At 69.2% G+C, this 23,578-nt stretch carries 22 protein-coding genes, 1 tRNA gene and 1 riboswitch; of the genes, 11 read left to right on the top strand and 12 right to left on the bottom strand.

What is annotated here, in order from left to right:
- The first annotated feature begins 45 nt into the window (after nucleotides 1-45).
- Nucleotides 46-1,155 carry a PQQ-dependent sugar dehydrogenase gene (locus tag IEZ09_RS37585; protein WP_189258594.1) on the top strand — a complete coding sequence of 370 codons (1,110 nt, stop codon included), beginning with the start codon at nucleotides 46-48 and terminating at the stop codon, nucleotides 1,153-1,155.
- Here IEZ09_RS37585 and IEZ09_RS37580 read toward each other — a convergent pair.
- The 4 genes from IEZ09_RS37580 to IEZ09_RS37565 are packed head-to-tail and all read right to left on the bottom strand — an operon-like array spanning nucleotide 1,139 to nucleotide 3,587.
- The gene (locus tag IEZ09_RS37580; RefSeq protein ID WP_229813302.1) at nucleotides 1,139-1,567 is read right to left on the bottom strand and encodes a MarR family winged helix-turn-helix transcriptional regulator; all 429 of its coding nucleotides are present in this window, start codon (nucleotides 1,565-1,567) and stop codon (nucleotides 1,139-1,141) included. The two genes, IEZ09_RS37585 and IEZ09_RS37580, sit on opposite strands and share 17 nt — an antisense overlap.
- The gene (locus tag IEZ09_RS37575; protein WP_189258593.1) at nucleotides 1,564-1,968 is read right to left on the bottom strand and encodes an SRPBCC family protein; all 405 of its coding nucleotides are present in this window, start codon (nucleotides 1,966-1,968) and stop codon (nucleotides 1,564-1,566) included. Before IEZ09_RS37575 ends, IEZ09_RS37580 begins: the two co-directional genes overlap by 4 nt.
- A gap of 43 nt (nucleotides 1,969-2,011) precedes the next feature.
- Complete coding sequence (locus tag IEZ09_RS37570; protein WP_189258609.1) at nucleotides 2,012-2,611, bottom strand: TetR/AcrR family transcriptional regulator; 600 nt, start codon at nucleotides 2,609-2,611, stop codon at nucleotides 2,012-2,014.
- Between the two features lie 34 nt (nucleotides 2,612-2,645).
- Complete coding sequence (locus IEZ09_RS37565) at nucleotides 2,646-3,587, bottom strand: acyl-CoA desaturase (RefSeq protein ID WP_189258592.1); 942 nt, start codon at nucleotides 3,585-3,587, stop codon at nucleotides 2,646-2,648.
- 169 nt (nucleotides 3,588-3,756) lie between these two features.
- Here IEZ09_RS37565 and IEZ09_RS37560 point away from each other — a divergent pair, with 169 nt between their 5' ends.
- From IEZ09_RS37560 to IEZ09_RS37520, 9 genes are all read left to right on the top strand, one after another.
- On the top strand, nucleotides 3,757-4,896 hold the full coding sequence (locus IEZ09_RS37560) for an alpha/beta hydrolase family protein (RefSeq protein ID WP_189258591.1): 1,140 nt from the start codon (nucleotides 3,757-3,759) through the stop codon (nucleotides 4,894-4,896).
- 88 nt (nucleotides 4,897-4,984) lie between these two features.
- Nucleotides 4,985-5,055: transfer RNA gene (locus IEZ09_RS37555), tRNA-Gln, on the top strand.
- Between the two features lie 25 nt (nucleotides 5,056-5,080).
- On the top strand, nucleotides 5,081-6,778 hold the full coding sequence (locus tag IEZ09_RS37550) for a GGDEF domain-containing protein (RefSeq protein ID WP_308202450.1): 1,698 nt from the start codon (nucleotides 5,081-5,083) through the stop codon (nucleotides 6,776-6,778).
- A gap of 47 nt (nucleotides 6,779-6,825) precedes the next feature.
- Nucleotides 6,826-8,295: a bifunctional UDP-N-acetylglucosamine diphosphorylase/glucosamine-1-phosphate N-acetyltransferase GlmU gene (gene glmU, locus IEZ09_RS37545; RefSeq protein WP_189258590.1), complete on the top strand. Its 1,470-nt coding sequence runs from the start codon at nucleotides 6,826-6,828 to the stop codon at nucleotides 8,293-8,295.
- 14 nt (nucleotides 8,296-8,309) lie between these two features.
- Nucleotides 8,310-9,281, top strand: coding sequence for a ribose-phosphate diphosphokinase (locus tag IEZ09_RS37540; protein ID WP_189258607.1), 972 nt, complete (start codon nucleotides 8,310-8,312; stop codon nucleotides 9,279-9,281).
- A 687-nt stretch (nucleotides 9,282-9,968) separates the two neighbouring features.
- Entirely contained in the window at nucleotides 9,969-10,571 is a 603-nt protein-coding gene (locus tag IEZ09_RS37535) for a 50S ribosomal protein L25/general stress protein Ctc (RefSeq protein WP_189258589.1), read from the top strand.
- A gap of 62 nt (nucleotides 10,572-10,633) precedes the next feature.
- The gene (locus IEZ09_RS37530; protein ID WP_229813301.1) at nucleotides 10,634-11,140 is read left to right on the top strand and encodes a DivIVA domain-containing protein; all 507 of its coding nucleotides are present in this window, start codon (nucleotides 10,634-10,636) and stop codon (nucleotides 11,138-11,140) included.
- The gene (pth, locus tag IEZ09_RS37525; protein ID WP_189258588.1) at nucleotides 11,130-11,693 is read left to right on the top strand and encodes an aminoacyl-tRNA hydrolase; all 564 of its coding nucleotides are present in this window, start codon (nucleotides 11,130-11,132) and stop codon (nucleotides 11,691-11,693) included. Before IEZ09_RS37530 ends, pth begins: the two co-directional genes overlap by 11 nt.
- A gap of 35 nt (nucleotides 11,694-11,728) precedes the next feature.
- Nucleotides 11,729-12,163: a hypothetical protein gene (locus IEZ09_RS37520; protein WP_189258587.1), complete on the top strand. Its 435-nt coding sequence runs from the start codon at nucleotides 11,729-11,731 to the stop codon at nucleotides 12,161-12,163.
- Here the strand turns inward: IEZ09_RS37520 and IEZ09_RS37515 are convergent.
- Nucleotides 12,160-13,773 carry a fatty acyl-AMP ligase gene (locus IEZ09_RS37515; RefSeq protein WP_189258586.1) on the bottom strand — a complete coding sequence of 538 codons (1,614 nt, stop codon included), beginning with the start codon at nucleotides 13,771-13,773 and terminating at the stop codon, nucleotides 12,160-12,162. The two genes, IEZ09_RS37520 and IEZ09_RS37515, sit on opposite strands and share 4 nt — an antisense overlap.
- 100 nt (nucleotides 13,774-13,873) lie before the next feature.
- On the opposite strand from IEZ09_RS37515, the gene IEZ09_RS47765 reads away from it, so the two are divergent.
- The gene (locus IEZ09_RS47765) at nucleotides 13,874-15,163 is read left to right on the top strand and encodes a DivIVA domain-containing protein (RefSeq protein WP_308202449.1); all 1,290 of its coding nucleotides are present in this window, start codon (nucleotides 13,874-13,876) and stop codon (nucleotides 15,161-15,163) included.
- On the opposite strand, the gene IEZ09_RS37495 is transcribed toward IEZ09_RS47765, so the two are convergent.
- The 7 genes from IEZ09_RS37495 to IEZ09_RS37465 all read right to left on the bottom strand — a co-directional run bounded on the left by IEZ09_RS37495 (nucleotide 15,164) and on the right by IEZ09_RS37465 (nucleotide 23,355).
- Nucleotides 15,164-16,933 (bottom strand): ABC-F family ATP-binding cassette domain-containing protein, encoded by a 1,770-nt coding sequence (locus tag IEZ09_RS37495; RefSeq protein ID WP_189258585.1) that lies wholly within the window; start codon nucleotides 16,931-16,933, stop codon nucleotides 15,164-15,166. It abuts the gene before it with no gap.
- Between the two features lie 125 nt (nucleotides 16,934-17,058).
- Nucleotides 17,059-18,024 (bottom strand): 4-(cytidine 5'-diphospho)-2-C-methyl-D-erythritol kinase, encoded by a 966-nt coding sequence (locus IEZ09_RS37490; protein ID WP_189258584.1) that lies wholly within the window; start codon nucleotides 18,022-18,024, stop codon nucleotides 17,059-17,061.
- A gap of 54 nt (nucleotides 18,025-18,078) precedes the next feature.
- Nucleotides 18,079-18,834 (bottom strand): MetQ/NlpA family ABC transporter substrate-binding protein, encoded by a 756-nt coding sequence (locus IEZ09_RS37485; protein WP_308427939.1) that lies wholly within the window; start codon nucleotides 18,832-18,834, stop codon nucleotides 18,079-18,081.
- A 60-nt stretch (nucleotides 18,835-18,894) separates the two neighbouring features.
- Complete coding sequence (locus tag IEZ09_RS37480; RefSeq protein ID WP_189258582.1) at nucleotides 18,895-19,578, bottom strand: methionine ABC transporter permease; 684 nt, start codon at nucleotides 19,576-19,578, stop codon at nucleotides 18,895-18,897.
- The gene (locus IEZ09_RS37475; RefSeq protein ID WP_189258581.1) at nucleotides 19,575-20,573 is read right to left on the bottom strand and encodes a methionine ABC transporter ATP-binding protein; all 999 of its coding nucleotides are present in this window, start codon (nucleotides 20,571-20,573) and stop codon (nucleotides 19,575-19,577) included. The genes IEZ09_RS37480 and IEZ09_RS37475 overlap by 4 nt, the downstream gene beginning before the upstream one ends.
- Nucleotides 20,574-20,790: 217 nt before the next feature.
- Nucleotides 20,791-20,884, bottom strand: a riboswitch (SAM riboswitch).
- 88 nt (nucleotides 20,885-20,972) lie between these two features.
- The gene (gene rsmA, locus IEZ09_RS37470) at nucleotides 20,973-21,806 is read right to left on the bottom strand and encodes a 16S rRNA (adenine(1518)-N(6)/adenine(1519)-N(6))-dimethyltransferase RsmA (protein ID WP_189258604.1); all 834 of its coding nucleotides are present in this window, start codon (nucleotides 21,804-21,806) and stop codon (nucleotides 20,973-20,975) included.
- 136 nt (nucleotides 21,807-21,942) lie between these two features.
- Entirely contained in the window at nucleotides 21,943-23,355 is a 1,413-nt protein-coding gene (locus IEZ09_RS37465; RefSeq protein ID WP_229813300.1) for a resuscitation-promoting factor, read from the bottom strand.
- Between the last annotated feature and the right edge of the window lie 223 nt (nucleotides 23,356-23,578).

The raw sequence follows: 23,578 nt of genomic DNA, 5'->3' as shown, positions 1-23,578 counted from the left end.
GCCGAACTCACGGAACCTCCACGGCGCGAAACGCATAGTGAGGACATGCGCGCACTCGTTGCAGCCGGGTTGGTGCTGGTGGTCGCGGCCTGTGCCGCGCCGGAGCCGGGCGGCAACGCGCCGTCGAAAGCACCCGCTCCCGCGGGCCTGAAGATCGACGAGGTCGCCGGGGGCTTCGAACACGCCTGGGACGTCGGCTTCCTCCCGGACGGCTCGATGCTCGTGACCGAACGTCCCGCCCGGATGAAGCTCGTCAAGAACGGCCAGGTCACCCCGGTCGAGGTCGATCTCTCCGACGTCCAGGTGCGCGGCGAGGGCGGCCTGATGGGCATGGTCGTGCACCCCGATGGCAAGCGCTTCACCGCCTGCTACAACACCGCCAAAGACGTGCGGCTCGTGACGTTCCGCCTCGACGGCACCAAGGCCACCAAGGTCAAGGACCTCCTCACCGGCATGCCGAGCAACCCGAGCGGCAGGCACTCCGGGTGCCGGCCGACCCTCGCGCCGGACGGGACGATGTTCGTGGCGACCGGTGACATCGCCCAGGGCCGCAACCCGCAGGACAGGACCAGCCTCGGCGGCAAGGTGCTGCGGATCGACCCCGAGACCGGCGAGGGCGCGAAGGACAACCCGTTCGCGAGCTCCGCCAACGCCAACGAACGCCGGATCTACACCTACGGCCACCGCAACGTGCAGGGCGTGGTGTTCCGGCCGAACAGCGACCAGGTGTTCTCCAGCGAGCACGGGCCCGACGTCGACGACGAGGTCAACCTGCTCAAGGCCGGCGCGAACTACGGGTGGGACCCGTCCAAGGGCGGCACGCAGGGCGGCTACGACGAGGACGTGCCGATGACCGACCTGCAGCGGTTCCCGGACGCGGTGCCGGCCGTGTGGTCGTCCGGGTCGCCCACCGAGGCGATCTGCCAGGCCGCGTTCTGGCAGGGCAAGCTCGCGATCACGGCGCTGAAGGGCTCGAAGCTGATGCTCTTCACGCTCGACGACGCGGGCAAGGTGCAGAACGTCAGCATTCCCGACCAGCTGAACGACAGGTACGGACGGCTGCGCGCCGCCCGCACAGGACCGGACGGGGCGCTCTACATCACGTCGTCCAACGGCACGAACGACAAGCTCCTGAGGCTCACAGGAGCCGCGTGAGCCCGCGGACGAACGCCTGCTGCTCGTCGCCCAGCCCCGCGAAGTAGGCCACGTCGGCGTCCTCGACGTCCTTCATGGCCCTGACCACCAGCGCCTTGCCCTCGTCGGTCAGCGAGAGCAGCCGCGCACGGGAGTCCGCCGGATCGACCTCCCGCGAGACCAGCGACCGGTCCGCGAGCTTGCGCAGGACCTGCGAGGTCATCATCGGGTCGGTGCCCGCGTGCTCGGCCAGGCGCTGCTGCGAGGGCGCGCCGCTGTGGTTGACCAGCCACCACAACGACGCGAGCAGCACGAACTGCACGTGCGTCAGGTCGTGCGGGGCCAGCGCCGCCCGCATGGCCCGCTGCCACGCGAGCGTCACCCGCCACAACAGGAAGCCCGGTGAGTCGTCCGGGCCGGAGAACCGCGTCACGAGGCCAATTTCACCAGCGCCTCGACCGCGTCCGGCAAGTCGGCCGTCACGACGGGCCCGAGGAACTCCGCCCTGGGACCTTCGATGCTCACGGCGTGCGTGACCCGCACGCCCCCGGCGAGCTTCTCCACGCGGTGCGTGAAGCGGAGCAGCGCGCCGGGCACGGACGTCTCGTCGACGAAGCCCACCCCGGCCTCGACCGAGGTCAGCACGAACTCGATCGGACCCTGCCCCTTGATCGCCATCGTGCCGCTCGACCCCTCGGCGAACGGCCCGTCCAGCGTCACGGACTCCAGGCTCTCGTCCCACTCGACCCACCGGTCGACGTCACTCCACAGCGCCCAGACCGCCTCGACGGAAGCGGGGCCCTCGACGCTGTGCTCGAACTCGAACTTTGTCATGCGCGCATATTATATGCGCGCTTATCAACAGGCAACGAGCTGCTCACGAACGGATGCGCAGCTTGGGCTTGTGGTCCATCGCCGACAGACCCTTCCAGGCGAGGTTGACCAGGTGCGCCGCGACCTCGTCCTTCTTCGGCCTGCGCACCTCGAGCCACCACTGACCGGTCAACGCGACCATTCCGACCAGCGCCTGCGCGTAGAGAGGGGCGAGCTTGCGGTCGTAACCCTGCCGGGCGAAGTGCAGGCCGAGGATGTGCTCGACCTGCGAGGCGATGTCGTTGAGCAGCGAGGAGAACGTGCCGGAAGACGAAGCGACGGGCGAGTCCCGCACCAGGATGCGGAACCCGTCCGTCGAGCCCTCGATGTAGTCCAGGAGTGCGCAGGCCGCCTTCTCCAGCAGCTCGCGCGGGTGGCTGCCGCCGTCCAGCGCCTCGACTATCTGATCCATCAGGCGCTGCATCTCGCGGTCCACCACGACGGCGTAGATGCCTTCCTTGCCGCCGAAGTGCTCGTAGACGACGGGCTTCGAGACGCCGGCGCGGTGCGCGATCTCCTCGATCGAGGTGGCCTCGAAACCCTTCTCGGCGAACAGGGCCCGGGAGACGTCCAGGAGCTGCTCTCGGCGTTCCTTGCCCGTCATCCTGACCCTGGTCACCCGAGTCAGCCTACGTTGTTCACTTCTTGACGCTGATCCTGGCCAGCCGCTGCTCGCTCGGCCAGCGCACGTTCCACGCCCAGCCGAACTTCTCGAACAGCCAGATCAGCCTCGCCGAGGTGTCGATCTGACCGCGCTTCACGCCGTGACGCGCGGAGGTCGGGTCGGCGTGGTGCAGGTTGTGCCACGACTCGCCGAAGCTCAGGATCGCGAGCGCCCAGACGTTGGCGGAGCGGTCGCGCGCCGCGAACGGCCGGTCGCCGACCATGTGGCAGATCGAGTTGACCGACCACGTGACGTGGTGCAGGAACGCGACGCGGACGAGGCCCGCCCAGAAGAACGCGGTGACGCCGCCCCAGAACGACCAGGTGATCAGACCGCCCAGCACGGCGGGCGCGAGCAGCGAGATGGTCGTCCACAGCCAGAACAGCTTGTCGATCCGGACGAGGTCCTCGTCGGCCATCAGGTCGGGCGCGAACCGCTTGTGGTTGGTCTTGTCGCGGTCGAACAGCCACCCCATGTGGGCGTGCCAGAAGCCCTTGGCGAGCGCGGCAGGGCCGGTGCCGAAGAGCCACGGCGAGTGCGGGTCACCCTCGCGGTCGGAGAACGCGTGGTGCCGGCGGTGGTCGGCCACCCAGTCGATGACCGGGCCCTGCAAGGCCATCGAGCCCGCGATCGCCAGCGCGATCTTCAGGCCCCGCTTGGCCTTGAACGAGCCGTGCGTGAAGTACCGGTGGTAACCGATCGTCACGCCGAGCCCGGAGAGGTAGTAGAAGGCGACGAAGAGGGCCACGTCGACCCAGCCGAGGCCCCACCCCCAGGCGAAGGGGACGGCGGCGAGCAACGCCAGAAAGGGAACGATGACGAACACGTAGACGCCGAGCTGCTCGGCATGTCCGCGTTGCCCGTCGATCAACGGCTTGGGGCCCTGGTCGGTGGACCGGTCCATCGTCGTGGTCATACGGATACCTCTGGGGGGATGAGGGGCTTACCTACGCAACCGTAACTTACGGAAGCGTAAGTTAGGCCCACCTTGTTCGCCAGACCTCGCCTGGAAACTCACGGCCAGTTCTCAGGTTCGTCACGCTGTGTCGCCTGGAATCGAGATCCGGACGGGGCATCATCGGAGGATGGCCAGACGCAAGATCATCCGGATCACCGCGACCTCGCTCCTCGTGCTGCTCGTGCTGGTCACGGTCGCTCTGGGCGGCATCGGCTGGTACTACAGCGGGGAACTGCTCGAACCGGAGGAAGTGCCGCAGCGCTACCCCGAGACCGCGCTCGGCGTGGACGACAAGAACGTCGTGCTCGCCGAATCCAAGCTCACGTTGCAACGGGGCACCTTCGGCATCGTCTGGCCGGGCGGCGCCGCGAAGGTCGGTGACATCGCGGCGGCCGGGGACGGCCGCGTCGAGCGTCCGCTGTTGGAGGGCACCGCACCTCCCGAGGGCACCAAGGTGCGCATCGAGACCGACGTCTACGAAGGCAATCCCAAGACCACGCTGGGTCTGGTGTACAGCGAGGTCAGGGTGCCTGCCGAGCTCGGCGAGATGCCCGCGTGGTTCGTCCCCGCGTCGAACAACGACACGTGGGTGATCACGGTGCACGGGCGGGGCGCGTCCCGCGAAGAGGCTCTGCGCGTGGTTCCTCAGCTGCACAGTGCTGGGTTGCCCGTTTTGCTGATCACCTACCGCAACGACCCCGGCGCGCCCGCGTCGCCGGACGGCCTGTACCACCTCGGCGACACCGAGTGGCGCGACGTCGAGGCGGCGATCAAGTACGCGCAGGCCCAGGGCGCGCGGAAGGTCGTGCTCTACGGCTGGTCGATGGGCGGCGCGATCGTCGGCCAGACGCTGGCCCGCTCCAGCGTGGCGGCGGCGGTCAGCGGCGTCGTGCTCGACTCCCCCGTCACCAACTGGACGCAGACGCTGAACCTGCAGGCGGAGAACCGGGGCGTGCCGACGTGGCTCACGCCGGTCGCCGAGCTGGTGTCCGGGTGGCGGGCCGGCATCGACTTCGACCGGTTCGACCTGGTCCGCAGCCCGCCCGCGCTGAAGCCGCCGACCCTGCTCTTCCACGGCTCCGCGGACGGCACGGTGCCCACCCAGTCGTCGCGCGACCTGGCGACCGCGGCGAACGGGCTCGGGTGGCCGCTGCAGTACGTGGAGATCCCCGGCGCCGACCACACGTCGGGGTGGAATGTGGCGACCGACACGTACCGGGACGCGCTCGCGGACTTCTTGACCAGGTCAATCGGCGCCAAGCCGTGATCTTGACTTGAGCCGGATGAGTGGTGGTTGGACAAGAGGAGGACGTCTCGTGACAACATGTGCGCAGGACGCGCGCGAGCGCGTCCGTTCCGCCATGGTGTAAAGGCAGCACCTCGGATTTTGGTTCCGATGGTCCAGGTTCGAATCCTGGTGGCGGAGCAAGCCCCTGGGCACGGGGTGTCTTGTGCGGTCTTTGGGAGGTGCGAAGCTGCCCGAGGAAACGGTCGACGAGCAGGGCAACGTGGGCCACCGCCACCACGAGATGTCCGACGCGTGGCTGGTGGGCCGCGCGAGCGAGCTTGTCGCCGTGGCCCAGAGCAGTCACCTCGCGGCGCAGCTCGACGCGGCGTCGGAGATCGACCACATCCTCGCCGAGGCGCAGGGCCGTGGTGAGCCCCGCATCGTCGCGCAGCTGCTCAGAGCCGCGGCCGTGGTCCGGTTGGTGACGCCGGGCCTCGTCGACATGTCCGATCCCCAGCTCGACGAGATGCTCAGCCACTGCCGCCGCCACGGCCTGATCGTGCTGGAGGCGGACGCGCGGGCGTTGCGCGGACGCCGGTTCCTGCTGGGCAACGCCGAGGACAAGGCGCTGACCGAGATCGCGGCGGCACTCGCGATGATGCTCGACGAGGAACCGGAGATGGACCCGGTCTTCGACAAGCGGATCTGGGACCAGCTGCTCGCCACGACGCTGCAGGACATCGCCCTCGTGCTGACCCAGCTCGGCGTCTACGAGATGGCGGACGACGTGCTGGCGGGCGCGAACAACGCGTTGCGCGAGAGCGGCCAGCCGCACCAGATCTACGTGCACCTCGTGAACAGGGCCCGCCTGCGGATCGGCTGGGGCCTGCGGCTCGAACGGGTGAACCTGTTCGACGCCGCGCACGAGCAGTTCAAGGTCGCCTCGGGGCTCGCGGAGGCCGCCGAGGTGCCGTTCCGCCAGTCGCTGCACCCCGGCCGGCGCGACCTCGACGCCGCCGAGCAGGTGCCGATCCTCGGTGCCGCCCACGCGTTGACCAACCCCAGCGCAGACCACCTCGACCGGCTGTGGTCGTTGCGCGGCCTGTCGATGTACGCACGGGAGCTGATCATCGTCGCGATCGCGCTGGCCAGGTGCCTGGTCGAGGCGAACCGGCTGGACGACGCGCTCAAGGTGCTCGACGACACGCGCACGCAGATGGAGCACGACACGTCCGAGCCGTCGCTGGTGCTGTCGCTGGAGCGCGAGTACGCGCACCTCTCCGGCCCGCACACGATGTCGGCGCTGCAGTCCTACAACGCGGCGCTGGAGCTGGAGCTGTGGCAGATGCGGGAGTCCCGCGTGGCCACGCTGCAGACGCGCCGCGAACTCGAACGGCTGACGCGCGCGCACGGCGCGATCGCACAGCAGGCGTTGCAGGACCCGTTGACCGGACTGCCGAACCGCCGTGCCCTCGACGACAAGATGAGCGAGCTCATCGCCGGTCAGGTCGACCCGTTCTCCATCGCGCTGGTGGACCTCGACGGCTTCAAGGGCGTCAACGACCGGCATTCACATGCCGAGGGTGATGATGTTCTTCGGGTGATTGCCAGCACACTCCGGCAGGCCCTGCGCGGCGACGACATGGTGGCCCGCTACGGCGGCGACGAGTTCGTGGTGCTGCTGCCGGGAGCCCCTCTGCACGCCGCGGAAGCAGCACTCGGCAGGGCCGTGGATGCCGTGGCAGGCTTGCCAATCGACCTCTCCAGGGGCGTCACGCTGTCGGTCGGCGTCATCTCGTTGCGCCCCCGCGAAACCGCCAACCAGGCCCTGTCCCGTGCCGACTCGGCGATGTACGTGGCGAAGCGTCAGGGTGGCTGCCAGGTTGCGGCCGTGGCGGGGGAGCCCTCCTCGGAGGCTTAGGCTGGTCCGCGGACTTGGAACCACCCAGCCTGTTAGGGAGAGCATTGATGCTCGAGGGCCCTGTCAGCACGGTCGTGCTCGCCGCCGGGGAAGGCACCCGCATGCGGTCGTCCACGCCGAAGGTGCTGCACCGGATCGCCGGACGTTCACTCGTCGAACACGCGGTGCGCGCGGCAGCGGGCACAGATCCCGACCACCTGGCCGTGGTCGTCGGCCACGGCCGTGAAGCCGTCAGCGAGCATCTGGAAGGTCTGGCCGAGGCGCTCGGCCGCAAGGTCACCGTCGCGGTGCAGGCGGAGCAGAAGGGCACCGGCCACGCGGTCTCGTGCGGCCTCGCCGAACTGCCGCACGACCTGGCCGGCACGGTGATCGTGAGCTACGGCGACGTGCCGCTGCTCGACACGCAGACGTTCAAGGCCCTGCTGGCCGAGCACGCCGCCGCGGGCAACGCGGTCACCGTCCTGACGGCCGTGGTGGAGAACCCCACCGGCTACGGCCGCATCGTGCGCTCCAGCGACGGCACGGTCCAGCGGATCGTCGAGCAGAAGGACGCGTCCGACACCGAGCAGCTGATCAACGAGATCAACTCGGGCGTCTACGCGTTCGACGCGGCGGTGCTGCGCGACGGCCTCTCGCGCCTGTCCACCGACAACGCGCAGGGCGAGCTCTACCTGACCGACGTGCTGGGCATCGCCCGCGGCGACGGCCGTCGCGTGGGCGCGCTGATCGCGTCCGACCCGTGGCTCGTCGAGGGCATCAACGACCGCGTGCAGCTCGCCGCCGTCGGCGCCGAGATGAACCGCCGGATCGTCGAGCGCCTGATGCGCTCCGGCGTCACGTTCGTCGACCCGTCGTCGGTCTGGGTCGACGCCGACGTGCAGATCGGCCAGGACGCGCTGATCGAGCCGAACGTGCAGCTCCGCGCGGGCACGGTGATCGGCGCGGGTGCCGTGGTCGGCCCGGACACCACCCTCTCCAACGTGACCGTCGGCGCCAAGGCCTCGGTGGTCCGCACCCACGGCAGCGACTCGGTGATCGGCGACGGCGCCTCCGTCGGCCCGTTCGCCTACCTGCGCCCCGGCACGTCCCTGGGCGTGAAGGGCAAGATCGGCACGTTCGTCGAGACCAAGAACTCCACGATCGGCGAGGGTTCGAAGGTCCCCCACCTCTCCTACATCGGCGACGCCACGATCGGCGATCACAGCAACATCGGTGCAGCATCGGTAACCGTCAACTACGACGGCGTGAACAAGCACCGCACGATCGTCGGCTCCCACTGCCGCACCGGCTCGGACAACATGTTCGTGGCCCCGGTGACGGTCGGCGACGGCGCCTACACCGGCGCGGGCACCGTCCTGCGCCGCGACGTCCCACCGGGCGCGCTCGCCGTGTCCGGAGGCCCACAGCGCAACCTCGAAGGCTGGGTCCTCAGCCGACGTGAAGGAACCGCCGCGGCTCAGGCAGCGGCAGCCGCCCTCGCGAAGCAGAATGCGGATGAGACAGAGGAGGGTCGCTGACCGTGAACCCGCAGATGCCCGGCACACCGAAGAAGAACCTGATGCTCTTCGGCGGGCGTGCCTACCCGGAGCTGACGGAAGAGGTCGCCAAGCACCTCAACGTCACGGTGACCCCGCAGCAGGCCTACGACTTCGCCAACGGCGAGATCTTCGTCCGCTTCGAGGAATCCGTGCGCGGCTGCGACGCCTTCGTCATCCAGTCCCACACCAACCCCATCAACCAGTGGCTGATGGAACAGCTGATCATGGTCGACGCCCTGAAGCGCGCCTCGGCCAAGCGCATCACCGTGATCATGCCGTTCTACCCGTACAGCCGCCAGGACAAGAAGCACCGCGGCCGCGAACCGATCTCCGCCCGCCTGGTCGCCGACCTCTTCAAAACCGCCGGCGCCGACCGCCTGGTCTCCGTCGACCTGCACACGGCCCAGATCCAGGGCTTCTTCGACGGCCCGGTCGACCACCTGTGGGCCATGCCCCTCCTGGCCGACCACATCCGAGGCAAGTACGCGGGCCACGAGATCACCGTCGTCTCCCCCGACTCGGGCCGCACCAAGCTGGCCGAGAAGTGGGCCGACACCCTCGGCGGCGCCCCGATCGCGTTCATCCACAAGACCCGCGACCCGCTCCGCCCCAACGAAGTGGTCTCGAACCGCGTGGTCGGCAAGGTCGAGGGCCGCCTCTGCATCGTGATCGACGACATGGTCGACACCGGCGGCACCATCGCGGGCGCCGTGAAGCAACTGCTCGGCGAGGGCGCCGCCGACGTGGTGATCGCGGCCACGCACGGCATCCTGTCCGGCCCGGCCACCGAGCGTCTCGCCAACTGCGGCGCCCGCGAGGTCGTCTTCACCGACACGCTGCCGATCCCGGCGGAGAAGCGGTTCCCGCAGATGACCGTTCTCTCCATCGCACCGCTCCTGGCACGGGTCATCCAGGAGGTCTTCGAGGACGGCTCCGTCACCTCACTGTTCGACGGCAACGCCTGATCCTGCTTCAGCCAGGGCCAGCGGGGCCCTCCGCATCCGAAACCCGGACGCGGAGGGCCCCTTCTCGCTTTTTCGATCGCGAAGCCGCAGGCGAGCCCCAAGCGATGGCGCAGCCGAGCAGTCCTTGGCATACCGGGCTGGTGGGGTGGGTCCCGTCACGAGTCGTGCCTGATCGTCTGCCGCGCTCGCTCCGGTACGGCTTGTGACGGGACACGCCCCACCCGGAACGCAACCACCTACGCAACCGGCGGCCGCCCAAAGCAACCGGCGTGCCATCAACCCGCCCGCGGCGCTGGCGGGTCTTTGATCAGATTGGCGGGGTCTGGGGCGGAGCCCCAGAAAGCAGCGCAACACACGCACGCAACAGCACCACCTACGGACACCCAACAGGAACCCGCCAACGCACCAGGGGGACGACCCACAAAACCGACGCGCACCCCAAAGCAGGCCCCCGATTGGCCCCACTCCCAAGCCCTCACCTACACTGGTCGGGTTGCCTCGGCGAGGGCGAGCCTCACACCGGCTCGGCGTGATCGACGCGGTGGCTTGATGCCGCGCGTGTTGACGTCCCGCGCTGCTCGCCGCCGCAGGCCACCACCCCAAAGCTGAACAGCCGGACAGCTTCAACCGCTGATACTTGTGCACCGCCCCGACGTACAAGGCCAGACTTGTAAGGAGAGCCCCACCGTGTCCGAGGTCCGTCTCGCCGCTGAGCAGCGCACTGAATTCGGCAAGGGCGCCGCCCGCCGTACCCGTCGCGCCGGCAAGATCCCCGCGGTGCTCTACGGCCACGGTTCCGACCCGAAGCACCTGGCCCTGCCGGCGCTCGAGTTCGCCCGTGTTGTCCGCGAGCACGGTCAGAACGCCGTCCTCACCCTCGCCCTCGACGGCGGGAGCGAGCTGGCGCTCACCAAGACCGTCACCACGCACCCCATCAAGAACTACATCGAGCACGTCGACCTGCTGCTCGTCCAGCGCGGCGAGAAGGTCACCGTCGACGTCCCGGTCGTCGTGACCGGTGAGGCCGCTTCCGGCACGCTCGTCACGCAGGACGCCACCACGATCAGCGTGGAGGCCGAGGCCCTGCACATCCCCGAGCAGGTCGAGGTCTCGATCGAGGGCAAGGAGGCCGGCACCCAGATCCACGCCGGCGACCTGACCCTGCCGTCGGGCGTCACCCTGGCCGTCGACGCCGACGCTCTGATCGTCGCCGTGAACGAGGCCCCGTCGGCCTCGCAGCTCGAGGGCGAAGAGGCCGCGCCGGCGGCTGAGGCGACCGAGGAAAGCTGAGCCCCATCACGTCGGGCCGCACGAACGGCGCGCCACCTCCTCACGAGGGGGGCGGCGCGCCGTTGCCTTACCTGCGCCCGACCGAGATCCGGACCAAGACCTTCCGCCGCAAGCGGCAGGGTTACGACCCGGATCAGGTGAACGAGTTCATGCTGATCATCGCCGACGCCCTGGCCGGCCGCATCCGCCTGAACCCGGACCACGTGCGCACCGTCCGGTTCGCCACGGTCCCCAACGGCTACGACCCGCTGAGCGTCGACGGGGTCCTGCACCTGCTGGAGTTCCAGGTCCGCAACGGCATCGTGCCGCCGACGGGCCTGAACACCGGCGAGGACCTGTACGCGCGCAAGCTGCCGAAGACCGGCACCGGCTACGATCGCGCCGAAGTCGACGCCTTCATCGCCCGCGCCGCGGCCAACCTGGACGGCCGGGGTGGCATGACCTCCACCGAGGTCCGCAACACCCGGTTCAGCACCACGTCCGGCCTGCTGGGCAAGGGGTACCAGGTGCAGGCCGTGGACGCGTTGCTGGACGATCTCGAGCAGGAGTTGCGGTTCCGTGGACGATGACCTCGCCCTCGTTGTCGGGCTGGGCAACCCAGGCCCGAAGTACGAGGGCAACCGCCACAACATCGGCTTCCTGATCCTCGACGAGCTCGCCGCCCGCGTCGGCGGCAAGTTCAAGGCCCACAAGTCCGGCGCCGAGATCGTCGAGGGCCGCCTGTCGGGCCACCGCGTGGTGCTGGCCAAGCCCCGCAGCTTCATGAACCTCTCCGGCGGCCCGGTCTCGAGCGCCGTGAAGTTCTTCAAGCCCACCACCATCGTCGTGATCCACGACGAGCTGGATCTCCCGTTCGCCGCGATCCGCATGAAGCTCGGCGGCGGCGACAACGGCCACAACGGACTCCGCTCCATCACGAAGTCCTTGGGCACCAAGGACTACTACCGCGTCCGCTTCGGCGTCGACCGTCCGCCGGGCCGCCAGGACCCCGCCGACTACGTCCTGAAGGACTTCTCCACCGTGGAACGCAAGCAGCTCGCGCTGGAGATCGACAGGGCGGCGGACGCGACGGAGGCCCTCGTGACCAAGGGCCTGGAAGCGGCACAAAGCGCCTTCCACTGAGCCGTACGATCAAGGCATGACCAACCGAAAGGGCCATGCCGCGTAAGCCCGCAGGCAACGTCCGCAGGGACGTCCCTCCGCTGCCCCGCCGCGACGACGCAGTGCACGACCTCCAGGGCGTGTCACCCCGGACCCGGCAAGCGATCCGCAAGCTCGAACTCGCCCGCCTGTACCGGGGAGCTGTCCAGGCCTACGTGCGGACGTGGCGAATCGAGGCGTGCGGCCCACCGTGTCACGAGCTGTCCGACGGCGAGTGCCGGGAACCGTGGGCACGTCACGACGACAGCCACTGGGAACGCGAGCAGCTGGAGGAGGTCCTCCACCAGCTGCCTGAACACGCGGCGCGGGAGCTGCGGCGCCGCGTGGCGCGGATCGACAACCACCACCTGTCGGGGTGTCCTGGCTGGCGCGATTGCCGTTGGGATCGCGTCGGCAGAACACCCCCGACCTGGTGGCACAAGCCGAACTAGACCAACGCGGCCGCCGCGGACCGACGAAGCTTGCCCGACGGCGTCTTCGGCAACGTCCCCGGCGGCTGCACCACCACCGCGAACGGCCGCAGCCCGACCGCGTCCACGACCCGCGCCGTCACCTGCTTCACCAGGTCCTTCTCCGCCTCGGAGTCGCCCGCCAGCTTCGACTCCACCACGACGGCGAACCGCTCCCGCTGAGTCCCTGCGTCCAGTCGCACGGCCACGGCATTGCCCGCGCGCACGCCGTCAACCGCGCAGGCGGCACGCTCCACATCGGTGGGATAGATGTTCCGCCCGCCCATGATGATGACGTCCTTGCGCCGTCCACAAACGACAACCTGGCCGTCCTCCACCAGATACCCGAGGTCGCCGGTGGACAGCCAGCCCTCAGCGTCCTGAGTGGCCAGAGGGCCGTTCACGGTCAGATAGCCGGGAGTGACCGCCTCACCGCGGATCTGCAGCTCACCGACGTCCCGGACGCCCAGGACCTTGCCCGAGTCGTCCACGACTCGAAGCTCCAGGCCTGGCAACGGCGGCCCGAGCAACGGGAACGCGCGGCCCTCGGCAGCAGGCACGGCCCGGCGATCCGCCTCCACGGCGTCCGCGTCCACCACGTCCACGGAAAGCCCCGTGAACAACGGCGCGAACGCCACACCCAGAGTCGTCTCGGCCATGCCATAGGCCGCCAGGATCGACTCCGGCCGCAGCCCGAAGCGAGCACCCGCGTCGACGAAAGCCTGCACGGCAGCCGGATCGATCGGCTCGGCACCGTTCAACGCCAGCCGCATCGACGACAGGTCGAAGTCGTCCGACGACGACGCCAGGCGGCGTGCCACGATCGCGTAGGCGAAGTTCGGCGCGGCTGTGATCGTGCCGCGATAGCGCGTGATCAGGTCCGCCCACAACGTCGGCCGTGACAGGAAGTCGACAGGGGTGACCTTCACCAGTTCCAGGCCGTACAGCATGGGCACGGTCAGGAAGCCGACCATGCCCATGTCGTGGAAGAGCGGCAGCCAGGAAATCATCACGTCGGACTCGGGATCCAGCGCGGCCGCGATGCGCATGCCCTCGGCGTTCGCCATCAGGTTGCGGTGTGTGATGCGCACCGCCTTCGGATCGGCGGTCGATCCACTCGTCAACTGCAGCAGTGCCGTGGCATCCTCGGGAGTGGGAACAGGGTGAGCGATCGGCTCGCCGTCGAGCTCGGAGAGCAAGCGGTACGGGATGCCGTGCTGGTCCAGAACAGAGGCCAGGGCGTCGAACGGGCTGCCGAGCAGCACCAGGCGAGAGTCGATCATGGCGAGCACCCGCAGCGTGTCCTCGGCCCACTCGGCCAGGTCGGTGCGTGGTGTGGGTTGATGCAACATCGTGACGCTGCCACCACACAGCCAGGCTGCCTGCACGGCTGGGACGATCACGGCAGGCTCGGCGGCGAGCACCGCGATCGCGGTGCCCGGTGCCACGTCGAGCGCGCCGGCCATCCGCCGGGCGCGTTCGTGCACCTCGGCCCAGGTCCGGCGAACGGGCGCGGCGGGCTCCCCCGTCGTCATGCCCCTGTCCCGGCCGTTGGCGGCCGTCGCCAGCATCACATCCACGAACTGACTCATGTTCGCGATCGTAGTGGCGCCCTTTGGTCCAACAGGACGAAACGTTATGCCACACGAAACGCGATACTCCCCAGTACAGGTACGCAGGAGGAGGTCATTGGTGGATCGGGGCGGCCCCGGAGCGCAACATCGTCTACCCGCGCATCCGGCACCTCTGCTCTCCGCGCAGGACGTGGCCCTCGTCGCGTTCCACCGTCCCCCGAGGGGCGCGCGCGGGTACGACGCGGCTGAGGTGGACGCATTTCTCGACCGTGTCGAGGACACCATGCGCAGCAGGGACATCCTGACGCGCGAGGACGTGCTCAACGTCAAGTTCAGCACGGCGACCCGGGATCCGGGCTACGACGTGAACGAGGTCAACGTCTTCATGGAGCTCGTGGCCGACACGTTGCGCTCCACTCCGCAACGACAGCAGGCCGCGGCACCGGCTCAGGGCGCGCACGCCACGTCGCAGGCGCTGAGACCGGCGGTGCGACTGTCGCCGGAGGACGTCGCCGCCGTGCGCTTCCACAAGCCCAGACCGGGGACGCGCGGCTACCACGAGGGCCAGATCGACGCGTTCCTCGACCGCATCGAAGCCACGCTGCGCGGGCAGGACAACCTGACGGCCCAAGAGATCCAGGACGCGGTGTTCGGCGAGACCGCGCCGGGCACCTTCGGCTACGACGAGGAGGACGTCGACACGTTCCTCGACCTCGTCGTCCTCATGTTCGAGACGGCACCTCCGCCGGCCAAGACGCCGCCGACCACGCAGCTGCCGCAGCAACAGCAGCGACCCCAGCAGCGCCGTCCACAACCGCCGCCACGGCCGCAGCAGCAGCCTCCCGCGCAGCAGCCGGCGACCCCGCGCGCGGTCGAGTCACCGAAGCTCACCGCGGCGGACATCCGCAACGTCGCGTTCCACCGCCCTCCCCGCGGCCGCCGCGGCTACCAGGAGTCCCAGGTGGACGCGTTCCTCGACCGGATCGAGGCGACGCTGCTCGGTCAGGACAACCTGACCGCCAAGGACATCCGCGACGTCAGGTTCTCCCGTCCGCTGATCGGACGACGTGGCTACGACGAGACCGAGGTGGACGCGTTCCTCACCAGGGTCGAGCAGCAGCTCTCCGGACCGATGCGCAGCATTCCCCCGATCCGGTCGTGGAAGGAACTGCGCCAGCTGCGGATTCCGCAGGCGGCGTCCGGCCAGCGCGGCTACCGCACCGCGCAGGTCGACAGGATGCTCGAGGAGATCGGCGTCGCGCTCGACGGCATGCTGGGCGCGACCTCGGAAGAGGTCATGAAGGCGCGCTTCAGCTACGCGTTGCTCTCCGGGCAGGGCTACGACACGTCGTTCATCGACGAACTGCTGCCCATGCTCGCCAACGAACTGCGCCGCCGGGGCAAGTAGCTACCCCTCGACGACCTCGGCCGCGGCCATCCAGGCAGCCTCGACGTCGGCCTCTTCCGCCAGCACGGCACGGAGTTCGGCGTCGAGCTTCAGCAGCCTGTCGGGATCGGTCGCGGCCTCGGCGAGCGCGGCGTGCAGGTCGGCTTCCTTCTTGTGCAGCACCTCCAGGCGCCGCTCCAGCCGCGCCAGCTCCTTGCGGGCCGCGCGCTGGTCGGCGGCGTTCGAGGGCGCCTTCTCCACGGCGGGGGCGGCAGCGGTTTCCCTGTCGCGCAACGAGTCCCTGCGCTTGAGGTACTCCTCGATGCCGCCGGGAAGGTCGGTCAGCTTGCCGTCGCCGAACAACGCCACGACCTTGTCGCACACGCGCTCGACGAGGTACCGGTCGTGCGAGATCACCACGAGCGTGCCCGGCCACGAGTCGAGCAGATCTTCCAGCTGCTGCAACGTGTCGATGTCCAGGTCGTTGGTCGGCTCGTCGAGCAGCAGCACGTTCGGCTCCGCCATCAGCAACCGGCACAGCTGCAACCGCCGCCGCTCGCCACCGGAGAGGTCCGACACCGGCGTCCACTGCTTCTGCGACGAGAACCCGAACCGCTCGCCCAGCTGGGAGGCCGACATCTCGTACTTGCCGAGCACGACCCGCCGGGCGACCTCCTCGATCGCCTCCAGCACGCGCATCGACCCGTCGAGGTCGTGCAGCTCCTGCGAGAGGTGCGCGATCTTCACCGTCTGGCCCTGGATCCGCTTGCCCGTCTCGGGTTCGCGCTCGCCGGCCAGCAGCTTCAGCAACGTCGTCTTGCCGGATCCGTTGACGCCGACCAGACCGATCCGGTCGCCGGGCCCGATGCGCCACGTCAGATCGCGGACCAGCACGCGGTCCGGAATGGACAGTGTGGCGTCCTCGAGCTCGATCACCGTGCGGCCCAGGCGCTTCTTGGCGAACGCGAGCAGCTCGACCGTGTCGCGCGGTGCCGGAACGTCAGCAATCAGCGCCTCGGCGGCCTCGATCCGGTAGCGCGGCTTCGACGTGCGGGCGGGCGCGCCACGACGCAGCCAGGCGAGTTCCTTGCGCGCCAGGTTCTGCCGCTTCTCCTCCGCCGCGTCCGCGAGCCGCTGCCGCTCGGCGCGCGCGAAGATCCAGTCGGCGTAGCCGCCCTCGTACTGCTCGACCTTGCCCTGCACGACTTCCCAGGTGCGGTTGCAGACCGTGTCGAGGAACCACCGGTCGTGCGTCACGACCACGAGCGCGCACTTGCGCGCCAGCAGGTGCTCCGCGAGCCAGCGCACACCCTCGACGTCCAGGTGGTTCGTCGGCTCGTCCAGCACGATGAGTTCGAGGTCCTGGATCAGCGCGGCCGCGAGCGCGACCCGGCGCCGCTCGCCACCGGACATCGTGGAGACCACGGAGTCCAGGCCCAGCGCCGTGATCCCCAGTCCGTCCAAAATGGACCGGACGCGGGCGTCGGACGCCCACTCGTGCTCCGCGTCGAAGCCGAGCGGGTCGATCACCGCGTTGCGCACGGTCGAGCCGTCCGGCAGCTCGGTCCGCTGCGTCACGACGGCCATCCGCAGATCGCGCGACCGCGACACCCGGCCGTCGTCGGCGGGCTCGACCCCGGCCAGCACCTCGAGCAGCGTCGTCTTGCCACCGCCGTTCAGTCCGACGACACCGATCCGGTCGCCCTCGTTGACGCCGAGCGACACGCCGTCGAGCAGCGGCCGGACGCCGAACGACTTCGACACGGACTCCAGGTTGACCAGGTTGGCCATCAAAACCTCACGACTAGACGAAACTGCCCGACCCGAAGGCTACCCAGCCCACCCAAACCCCTGCTCCGGACCGCACGCGGGGCGCTTTCGCACTGTCATGCAGTGCGAAAGCGCCCCGCGTGCGGTCAAGCATGCACTTCGGGAGGCGTCGGCTTGGGCTCTTCGGTCGTGATGACGCGGGCGCCCGGTACGGGGCCGTGCGCCACGCGGACCGTCCGGCACACGCCGGCGCCGGCCAGCTCGGCGGCCACGCGGACCGCCGTGTCGCCGTCCTCGCACAGGAACGCCGTCGTCGGGCCCGAACCGGACACGATGCCGGCCAGCGCGCCCGCGTCGACACCGGCTCTGAGCGTCCGGCGCAGGTTCGGCCGCAGCGAGACCGCGGCGGCCTGCAGGTCGTTGCCCAGCAGCAGCGCCAGCTGACGCGGATCGCCGGAGGACAACCCCTCCAGCACCGCCTCGACCGGACCGACGCGCGGCGGGTCTCCCTCGGCGCGCAGGCGGTCCAGCTCGTCGAACACGTCCGGAGTGGACAGACCGCGCCGGTCGAAAGCCAGCACCCAGTGGAACTGGTGACGCCCCAGCACGGGGACGATCCGCTCGCCGCGGCCCGTGCCGAGCGCGGTGGCCCCGTACAGGGCGAAGGGCACGTCGGCGCCGAGCTTGCCGGCCAGTTCGGCCAGCTCGTCGCGGCTGATCTCCAGCCGCCACAGCGACGACAGGCCCACGAGCGTGGCGGCCGCGTCGGCGCTGCCGCCCGCCATACCACCCGCGACCGGGATGGCCTTGCGGATGACGACGCGGACCTTCGGGTCGTCCGGGTCCTTGCCCACGTGCGCGGCGAGCAGCCTGACGGCGCGCCAGGCGAGGTTCGAGGCTCCCGTGGGCACCTGGTCGGCGCCCTCGCCGTGGACCTCGACGCCTGGCTCGTCCGCCACCGCGACGGTGACCTCGTCGACCAGCGACAGCGCCTGGAAGATCGTCACCAGGTCGTGGTAGCCGTCCGGGCGCACGTCGCCGACGGCCAGGTGCAGGTTGACCTTGGCCGGGACGCGGACCGTGACCGGGGGTGGAACGACTGCGAGCACCATGTCAGCCTACGGGCGTTCTGGGGTCGTGGACTCCTCCCCCGGTCACCGGTGATCTCACACCGGGATGACGGAACCGTTGTAGGTCTGCTTGATGTAGTCCTTGACCTGCTGCGACCCGAGCAGCTCCGCCAGGTCGCGGATGCGCTTGTCGTTCTTCAGCTCGGTCCTCGTGACCAGGCCGTTGGCGTTCGGGTTGCCCTCGGCCTTCTCCAGCGCGAGCGAGTCGGTGGCGGGCTTGAGACCCGCGTCGATCGCGTAGTTGCCGTTGATCACCGACGCGTCGGTGTCCTCCAGCGAGCGCGGCAGCTGAGCGGCCTCCAGCGGCACGAACTGCAGGTTCTTGGGGTTCTCCGCGACGTCGCGGACGGTCGGCGCGTCGACGGCCTTGAGCTTGATCAGGCCGTTCGCCTCCAGCAGCTTCAGGCCGCGGGTCTCGTTCGTGGCGTCGTTCGCGAGCGCCACCTTGGCGTTCTGCGGCAACTCGTCGAGCTTCTTGACCTTTTTGGAGTACAGCCCCAACGGCTCGACGTGGACGGGCGCCACCCAGTCGACCTTGGCGCCGCTCTCCTTCGTGAACGTCTGCAGGTACGGGACGGTCTGGAAGTAGTTGGCGTCGAGCGAGCCGTCGACCAGCGCCGTGTTGGGCTGCACGTAGTCGGTGAACTCGACGACCTCGATCTTCAGGCCCTTCTGCGCGGCGAGGTTGTCGGCCACGTACTTGAGGATCTGCGCGTGCGGGACGGGCGACACACCAACCTTCAGCGTGTCGGAAGCGCTGCCACCGGACGAGCAAGCGGACAAAGCGGTCAAAGCAACTGCAATCAGGGCAGCACGAATACGCATGACGTTCCTTTGAGAATTTCTGACGGATCAGACTGAGGCGTGCCGGCGCCGGTCGGAGGCACGGGCGGCACGGGTGAAAGCGAGCTGGATCAGGGTGGTGAGCACGGCTAGCCACGCCACGGTGCTCCACAGGATCCGGTCGTTGAAGCGCTGGTAGCCCTCGCGGATCGCCAGGTCACCGAGGCCACCGCCACCGATCACGCCCGCCATCGCGGAGTAGCCGATCAGGGCGATCACGGTGACGCCGATGGCGTTGATCAGCGCGGGCAGCGACTCGCGGATCAGCACCGAGCGCACGATCCGCAACGTCGAGGCACCGGTCGTGACCGCGGCCTCGACCACGGTCACGTGCACCTCGGACAGGATGTTCTGCACGAGCCGCCCGACGAACGGGATCGCACCCACTGCCAACGGCACGATGACCGCTGTGCTGCCGATGGATCCGCCGACGATCAGGCGGGTGACCGACGTGAGCGCGACGAGCAGCACGATGAACGGCATCGAGCGGCCCAGGTCGGTGATGAAGCCGAGAACGCGGTGCACCGCGGGGTTCGGCCGCAGCCCGCCCTTGGCGGTGAGCTGCAGCCAAACTCCGAGGGGAACTCCGAAAGCTGTGGCGATCACGGTGGAAACGCCGACCATGTACAGCGTTTCCCCGGTGGCCTCGACGAGGTAGCTGACAACGTCGGGCCAGGGTGTAGCAGACCTCACGCAGCTACTCCCTGCGGACCCTTCAGGGACCTCTGCACAGCGCCACCGGCCTCGCCGATCCACTCCAGCGCGGAGTCGGACCGCTCGCCGTTCAGGCCGAGGCGGAACCGCGCGACCGGCGTCTCGCCGAGGCGGGTGAGACCGCCACCGACGATGTTCAGCTCGACGCCGAACCGGTGCGCGGCCTCGGGCAGCAGCGCGCCGACCGCGGCGAACCCGACGAGCACGACGTCCGCGACGCGGTCGTAGCTGCTCTCGTTGATCGGGTTCAGGTCGACGGCGGGCAGCAGGGCGCTGCTCGTGCGGCTGCCGGCATCGCTCACCAGGTCGAGCACCTTGCCGTGCTCGACGACGCGGCCCTGCTCCAGCACGGCGACGTCATCGCAGATCTTGCGGACCACGCCCATGTCGTGCGTGACGACGAGCACGGTCACACCCAGCTCAGCGCGCGCACGGTCGAGCACCGTCAGCACGGAACCGGTGGTCTCGGGGTCGAGCGCACTGGTGGGCTCGTCAGCGAGCAGCACGGACGGGTTCGCGGCGAGCGCACGCGCCACGGCGATGCGCTGACGCTGCCCGCCGGACAGCTGGTCGGGGTACGCGGCCGCCTTGTCGGTGAGCCCGACGAGGTCCAGCAGCTCGCCCACGCGGCTGCGGCGCTGCGGCCCCGGCACGCCCGCGGACTCGAGCGGCAAGGCGATGTTGCCGGCCGCCGTGCGCTGCCTGAGAAGGGAATCCCCCTGCGGCACAACACCGATCTGCCTGCGGGCGGCCCGCAGAGCGGACCCGTCCAGCGCGGTGATGTCCGTGCCGTCGACCCGGATGGCTCCGGAGTCGGGACGCTCGAGCAGCGCAACGCAGCGCGCGAGCGTCGACTTGCCGGCCCCGCTCGGGCCGACGACGCCGAGCACGGTGCCCGCTTCGACGTCGAGGGTCACGCCGTTCAGGGCGTTGACGCCCTGGAAGGACTTGGTGAGGTTTTCGACAGTGATCACTTCTGCTCCACGGCTGCGCGCGACGGCACACTCCGCCTCGTTCGGCGGCGTGCGGTCGAAGTTCTGCTCAGGTGTGTGCGCCACTCGTTGATCGAGCGCGCGTCAAAGGACTTGGAGAAGGCGCCTTAGACGAGGTGGCGACGACATGCAGAAGCGGTGCGACGGCACTGGTCGACGACTCGCCGGCGCGTCAGCATTCGCGTGGTGCCCATGTGATCCTCCATCGGTCCTGGCGTTAGCACCTGCCCGCATCCAGCGGGTGGTTGCTGCGACGTCAAAGAGCCAGGTCTCTCGGTCGCTCCGGATGGCAACTAGCAGTCAACCGGACGCACGTTCGGTTGCGCAAGCCAGAATCCGGATCGTTCGACAGATCACACTGTTGGCCGATGGATCCCCGGCCTAGACCTCCGCGATCCGGATGAAGTCGATCACGCTCAGCTGCTCGCCCCTGGACTGCGGGTCGATGCCCGCCTTCTGGAGCAGCTCGTCGACGTTGACGGTCTCGCTTTCCGCCCAGCCCTTGAGGGCCGCCCTGAGGGTTTTGCGGCGTTGCGCGAAGGCGGCGTCGACGATCGCGAAGAGCCTGGTCTTGTCCACTGTGGACAGCGGCTTTTCGTGGCGGTGGAAGGAGACCAGGCCCGAGTCCACATTGGGAGCCGGCCAGAAGACGTTCCTGCCGACCGGGCCCGCCTTCCTCGCTTCCGCGTACCACGCGAGCTTCACGCTGGGCACGCCGTAGATCTTGCTGCCCGGCTTCGCTGCCATTCTGTCGGCCACCTCGGCCTGCACCATCACGAGGCCCTTGTCGAGGGTCGGGAGCTCGTTCAGGAGGTGCAGGACCACCGGGACGGCGACGTTGTACGGCAGGTTGGCCACGATCGCGGTGGGCTGGACCACGAGGTCGGCTCGAGTGATCTTCATGGCGTCCTTGAGGACGACGTGCAGCTTGTCCGCGTTCTCGGGGTCCATCTCGCGCGCGGTCTGCGGGAGGCGTTCGGCCAGCGGCGGGTCGATCTCGACGGCCACCACCTGCTTCGCGCTGGGCAGGAGGGCGAGGGTGAGCGAGCCCAGGCCAGGGCCGACCTCCAGGACGACGTCGTCCGGCGTGAGCTCAGCCGCGGCGACGATCTTGCGGACCGTGTTGGGGTCGTGCACGAAGTTCTGGCCCAGTTTCTTGGTTGGCCGGATGCCCAGCTCTTCGGCCAGACGTCTCACTTCGGCAGGTCCCAGCAGACTCACCGGAGCATTCTCGCAGGTTGGGGTTGGGGGTGGGTCGGTCGGGTGGATCGCCCTGCCCGGCTCGCACACGACGAAGACCGCCCCTGGCGAACCAGAAGCGGCCTCATCGGGAACGAAGAGAGGTGCGGGTTTACGGCAGGCCCAGCTTGGCGCGGCAGCCCGGCCAGGCCGAGTAGGTGCCGCCGCGGCCGTCGCGCAGCTTGGTGGCGATGGCGATCTGCTGTTCGCGGGTGGCCTGGTGGGGCAGCGCGGCGTAGGCCGTGCCGCCGTAGGCGCGCCAGGTGCTCGCGTCGAACTGGAGGCCGCCGTAGTAGCCGTTGCCCGTGTTGATGGCCCAGTTGCCGCCTGCCTCGCACTGGGCGAGGCGGTCCCAGATGGCACCGTCGGGCAGCGGCTTGGTGCCCACGGTGATCTTCTTGGGCTTCGGCTCCTTGGTGACCTTGCCGCCGATCTTCTCGCGGCTGATCTCCTTGCCGTTCTTCACGGTCACGCGGTAGGTCGAGATCTGCTCGCCGGCCTCGCCGGGGTCGGTGACCTTCTGCTCGCCCGCGTTCATGTTCGGGTCGTTGGTCTTCTCGACGGGCGGGGCGACCGGCTCGTTCACGTTGATGACCGTGACGCCGGTGCGGGAGATGTAGACCTCGGCGCCCGTGGCGAGCTTCACGTCGGTGCCGGAGGCGACCGCGTCCTCCGGGCCGAGGGTGAGGTTCTCGTTCTTCAGCAGCTCGTCGACCGTGACGGCGGTGGTCTGGATCTCGCGGACCGGGTTGGCGCCGTCGAAGAGCTTGATGGTCTTGCGGGTCTTGATCTCGAGGTTCATGCCCTCGAGGGGGATGTCCTTGTCGCCCGGTGCGGAGAACCAGGCACCCTCGGTCGGGACGCCTGCCTGGCGGGCGGCTTCCTCGACGGTGATGGAGCGGACCCAGTCCTCGCGGGCCTGCCCGTCGATGCTCATCTTGACGAGGCGGCCGCGGTCGAGGGTGATCTTGCCGCCGTCGGAGATCGGGGCGTTCAGCGACGGGGAGAGGGCGTCGTGCTCACCGACGACGATGCCTTCCTCCGCCAGGACCTCGCCGACCGTGCCCTCGTAGGAGTGGACGGTCTGGAGGGCGCCGTCGACGTCGACGGTCAGCGACTTGTCCATCGCCATGGCGGTGACGCCGCCACCGGAGATCGAGACGAGAACCGCGGCGACCGCGCCCTTGAGGAAGCGGCGCTTCCAGGACGAGACGGCCGTGACGAGGAGCTGCGGGTCCTTCTTCTCCTCTTCCTCCGACGGGAGGACGAGGGGCGGCATGATCGTCGTCTCGGCGTTGATGAGCCGGATCAGCTCGTCGACGTCGACGTTGGCCGTGGCGAGCAGGTCGTCGGCGTCCGGGCCGAGCACCTCGAGCACGTCCGCGGGCGTGATGGTCAGCGCACCGGCGGGAAAGCTCGGGTGAGGATCGGCGACCGCGGTGGCCGTGGTCATCCCGACCGGCGTGAACCAGTCGGTGTCCTCGTTGAAGTCGTACGGAGCGGCAGTTCTGTCGCTACCAGACACTGGGTCGATACCTCCATTGCGGAAGCTCGAGGCCACCGCACAGTTGGCGTTGACAAGATCATTCGAGTTGGAGCTCGAAGGTTCCCGGCAACTCCTCCTACGTGGTCTCGCTTCTTCGCGCTTCTGGCTTCGGTCCCGCCCCGACTGCGGGCGTGCCCCTAACCGACAAGGTCGGCTTCGGTGGCACGGTCACGGGACAGTAACGGGGTCGCGCACGTTGCGC

The organism is Lentzea flava (genome assembly GCF_014648475.1).
Lineage (GTDB): Bacteria > Actinomycetota > Actinomycetes > Mycobacteriales > Pseudonocardiaceae > Lentzea > Lentzea flava.
Note: the sequence above shows the minus strand (reverse complement) of the source record. Positions and strands in the feature narration are given on the sequence as shown.

Excerpts from the sequence above, each read along its gene's own strand:
- IEZ09_RS37585 (WP_189258594.1), top strand. The coding sequence starts at position 46 with ATGCGCGCACTCGTTGCAGCCGGGTTGGTGCTGGTGGTCGCGGCCTGT.
- IEZ09_RS37575 (WP_189258593.1), bottom strand. The coding sequence starts at position 1,968 with ATGACAAAGTTCGAGTTCGAGCACAGCGTCGAGGGCCCCGCTTCCGTC.
- IEZ09_RS37570 (WP_189258609.1), bottom strand. The coding sequence starts at position 2,611 with ATGACGGGCAAGGAACGCCGAGAGCAGCTCCTGGACGTCTCCCGGGCC.
- IEZ09_RS37565 (WP_189258592.1), bottom strand. The coding sequence starts at position 3,587 with ATGACCACGACGATGGACCGGTCCACCGACCAGGGCCCCAAGCCGTTG.
- IEZ09_RS37560 (WP_189258591.1), top strand. The coding sequence starts at position 3,757 with ATGGCCAGACGCAAGATCATCCGGATCACCGCGACCTCGCTCCTCGTG.
- glmU (WP_189258590.1), top strand. The coding sequence starts at position 6,826 with ATGCTCGAGGGCCCTGTCAGCACGGTCGTGCTCGCCGCCGGGGAAGGC.
- IEZ09_RS37540 (WP_189258607.1), top strand. The coding sequence starts at position 8,310 with ATGCCCGGCACACCGAAGAAGAACCTGATGCTCTTCGGCGGGCGTGCC.
- IEZ09_RS37520 (WP_189258587.1), top strand. The coding sequence starts at position 11,729 with ATGCCGCGTAAGCCCGCAGGCAACGTCCGCAGGGACGTCCCTCCGCTG.
- IEZ09_RS37515 (WP_189258586.1), bottom strand. The coding sequence starts at position 13,773 with ATGAGTCAGTTCGTGGATGTGATGCTGGCGACGGCCGCCAACGGCCGG.
- IEZ09_RS37495 (WP_189258585.1), bottom strand. The coding sequence starts at position 16,933 with ATGGCCAACCTGGTCAACCTGGAGTCCGTGTCGAAGTCGTTCGGCGTC.
- IEZ09_RS37490 (WP_189258584.1), bottom strand. The coding sequence starts at position 18,024 with ATGGTGCTCGCAGTCGTTCCACCCCCGGTCACGGTCCGCGTCCCGGCC.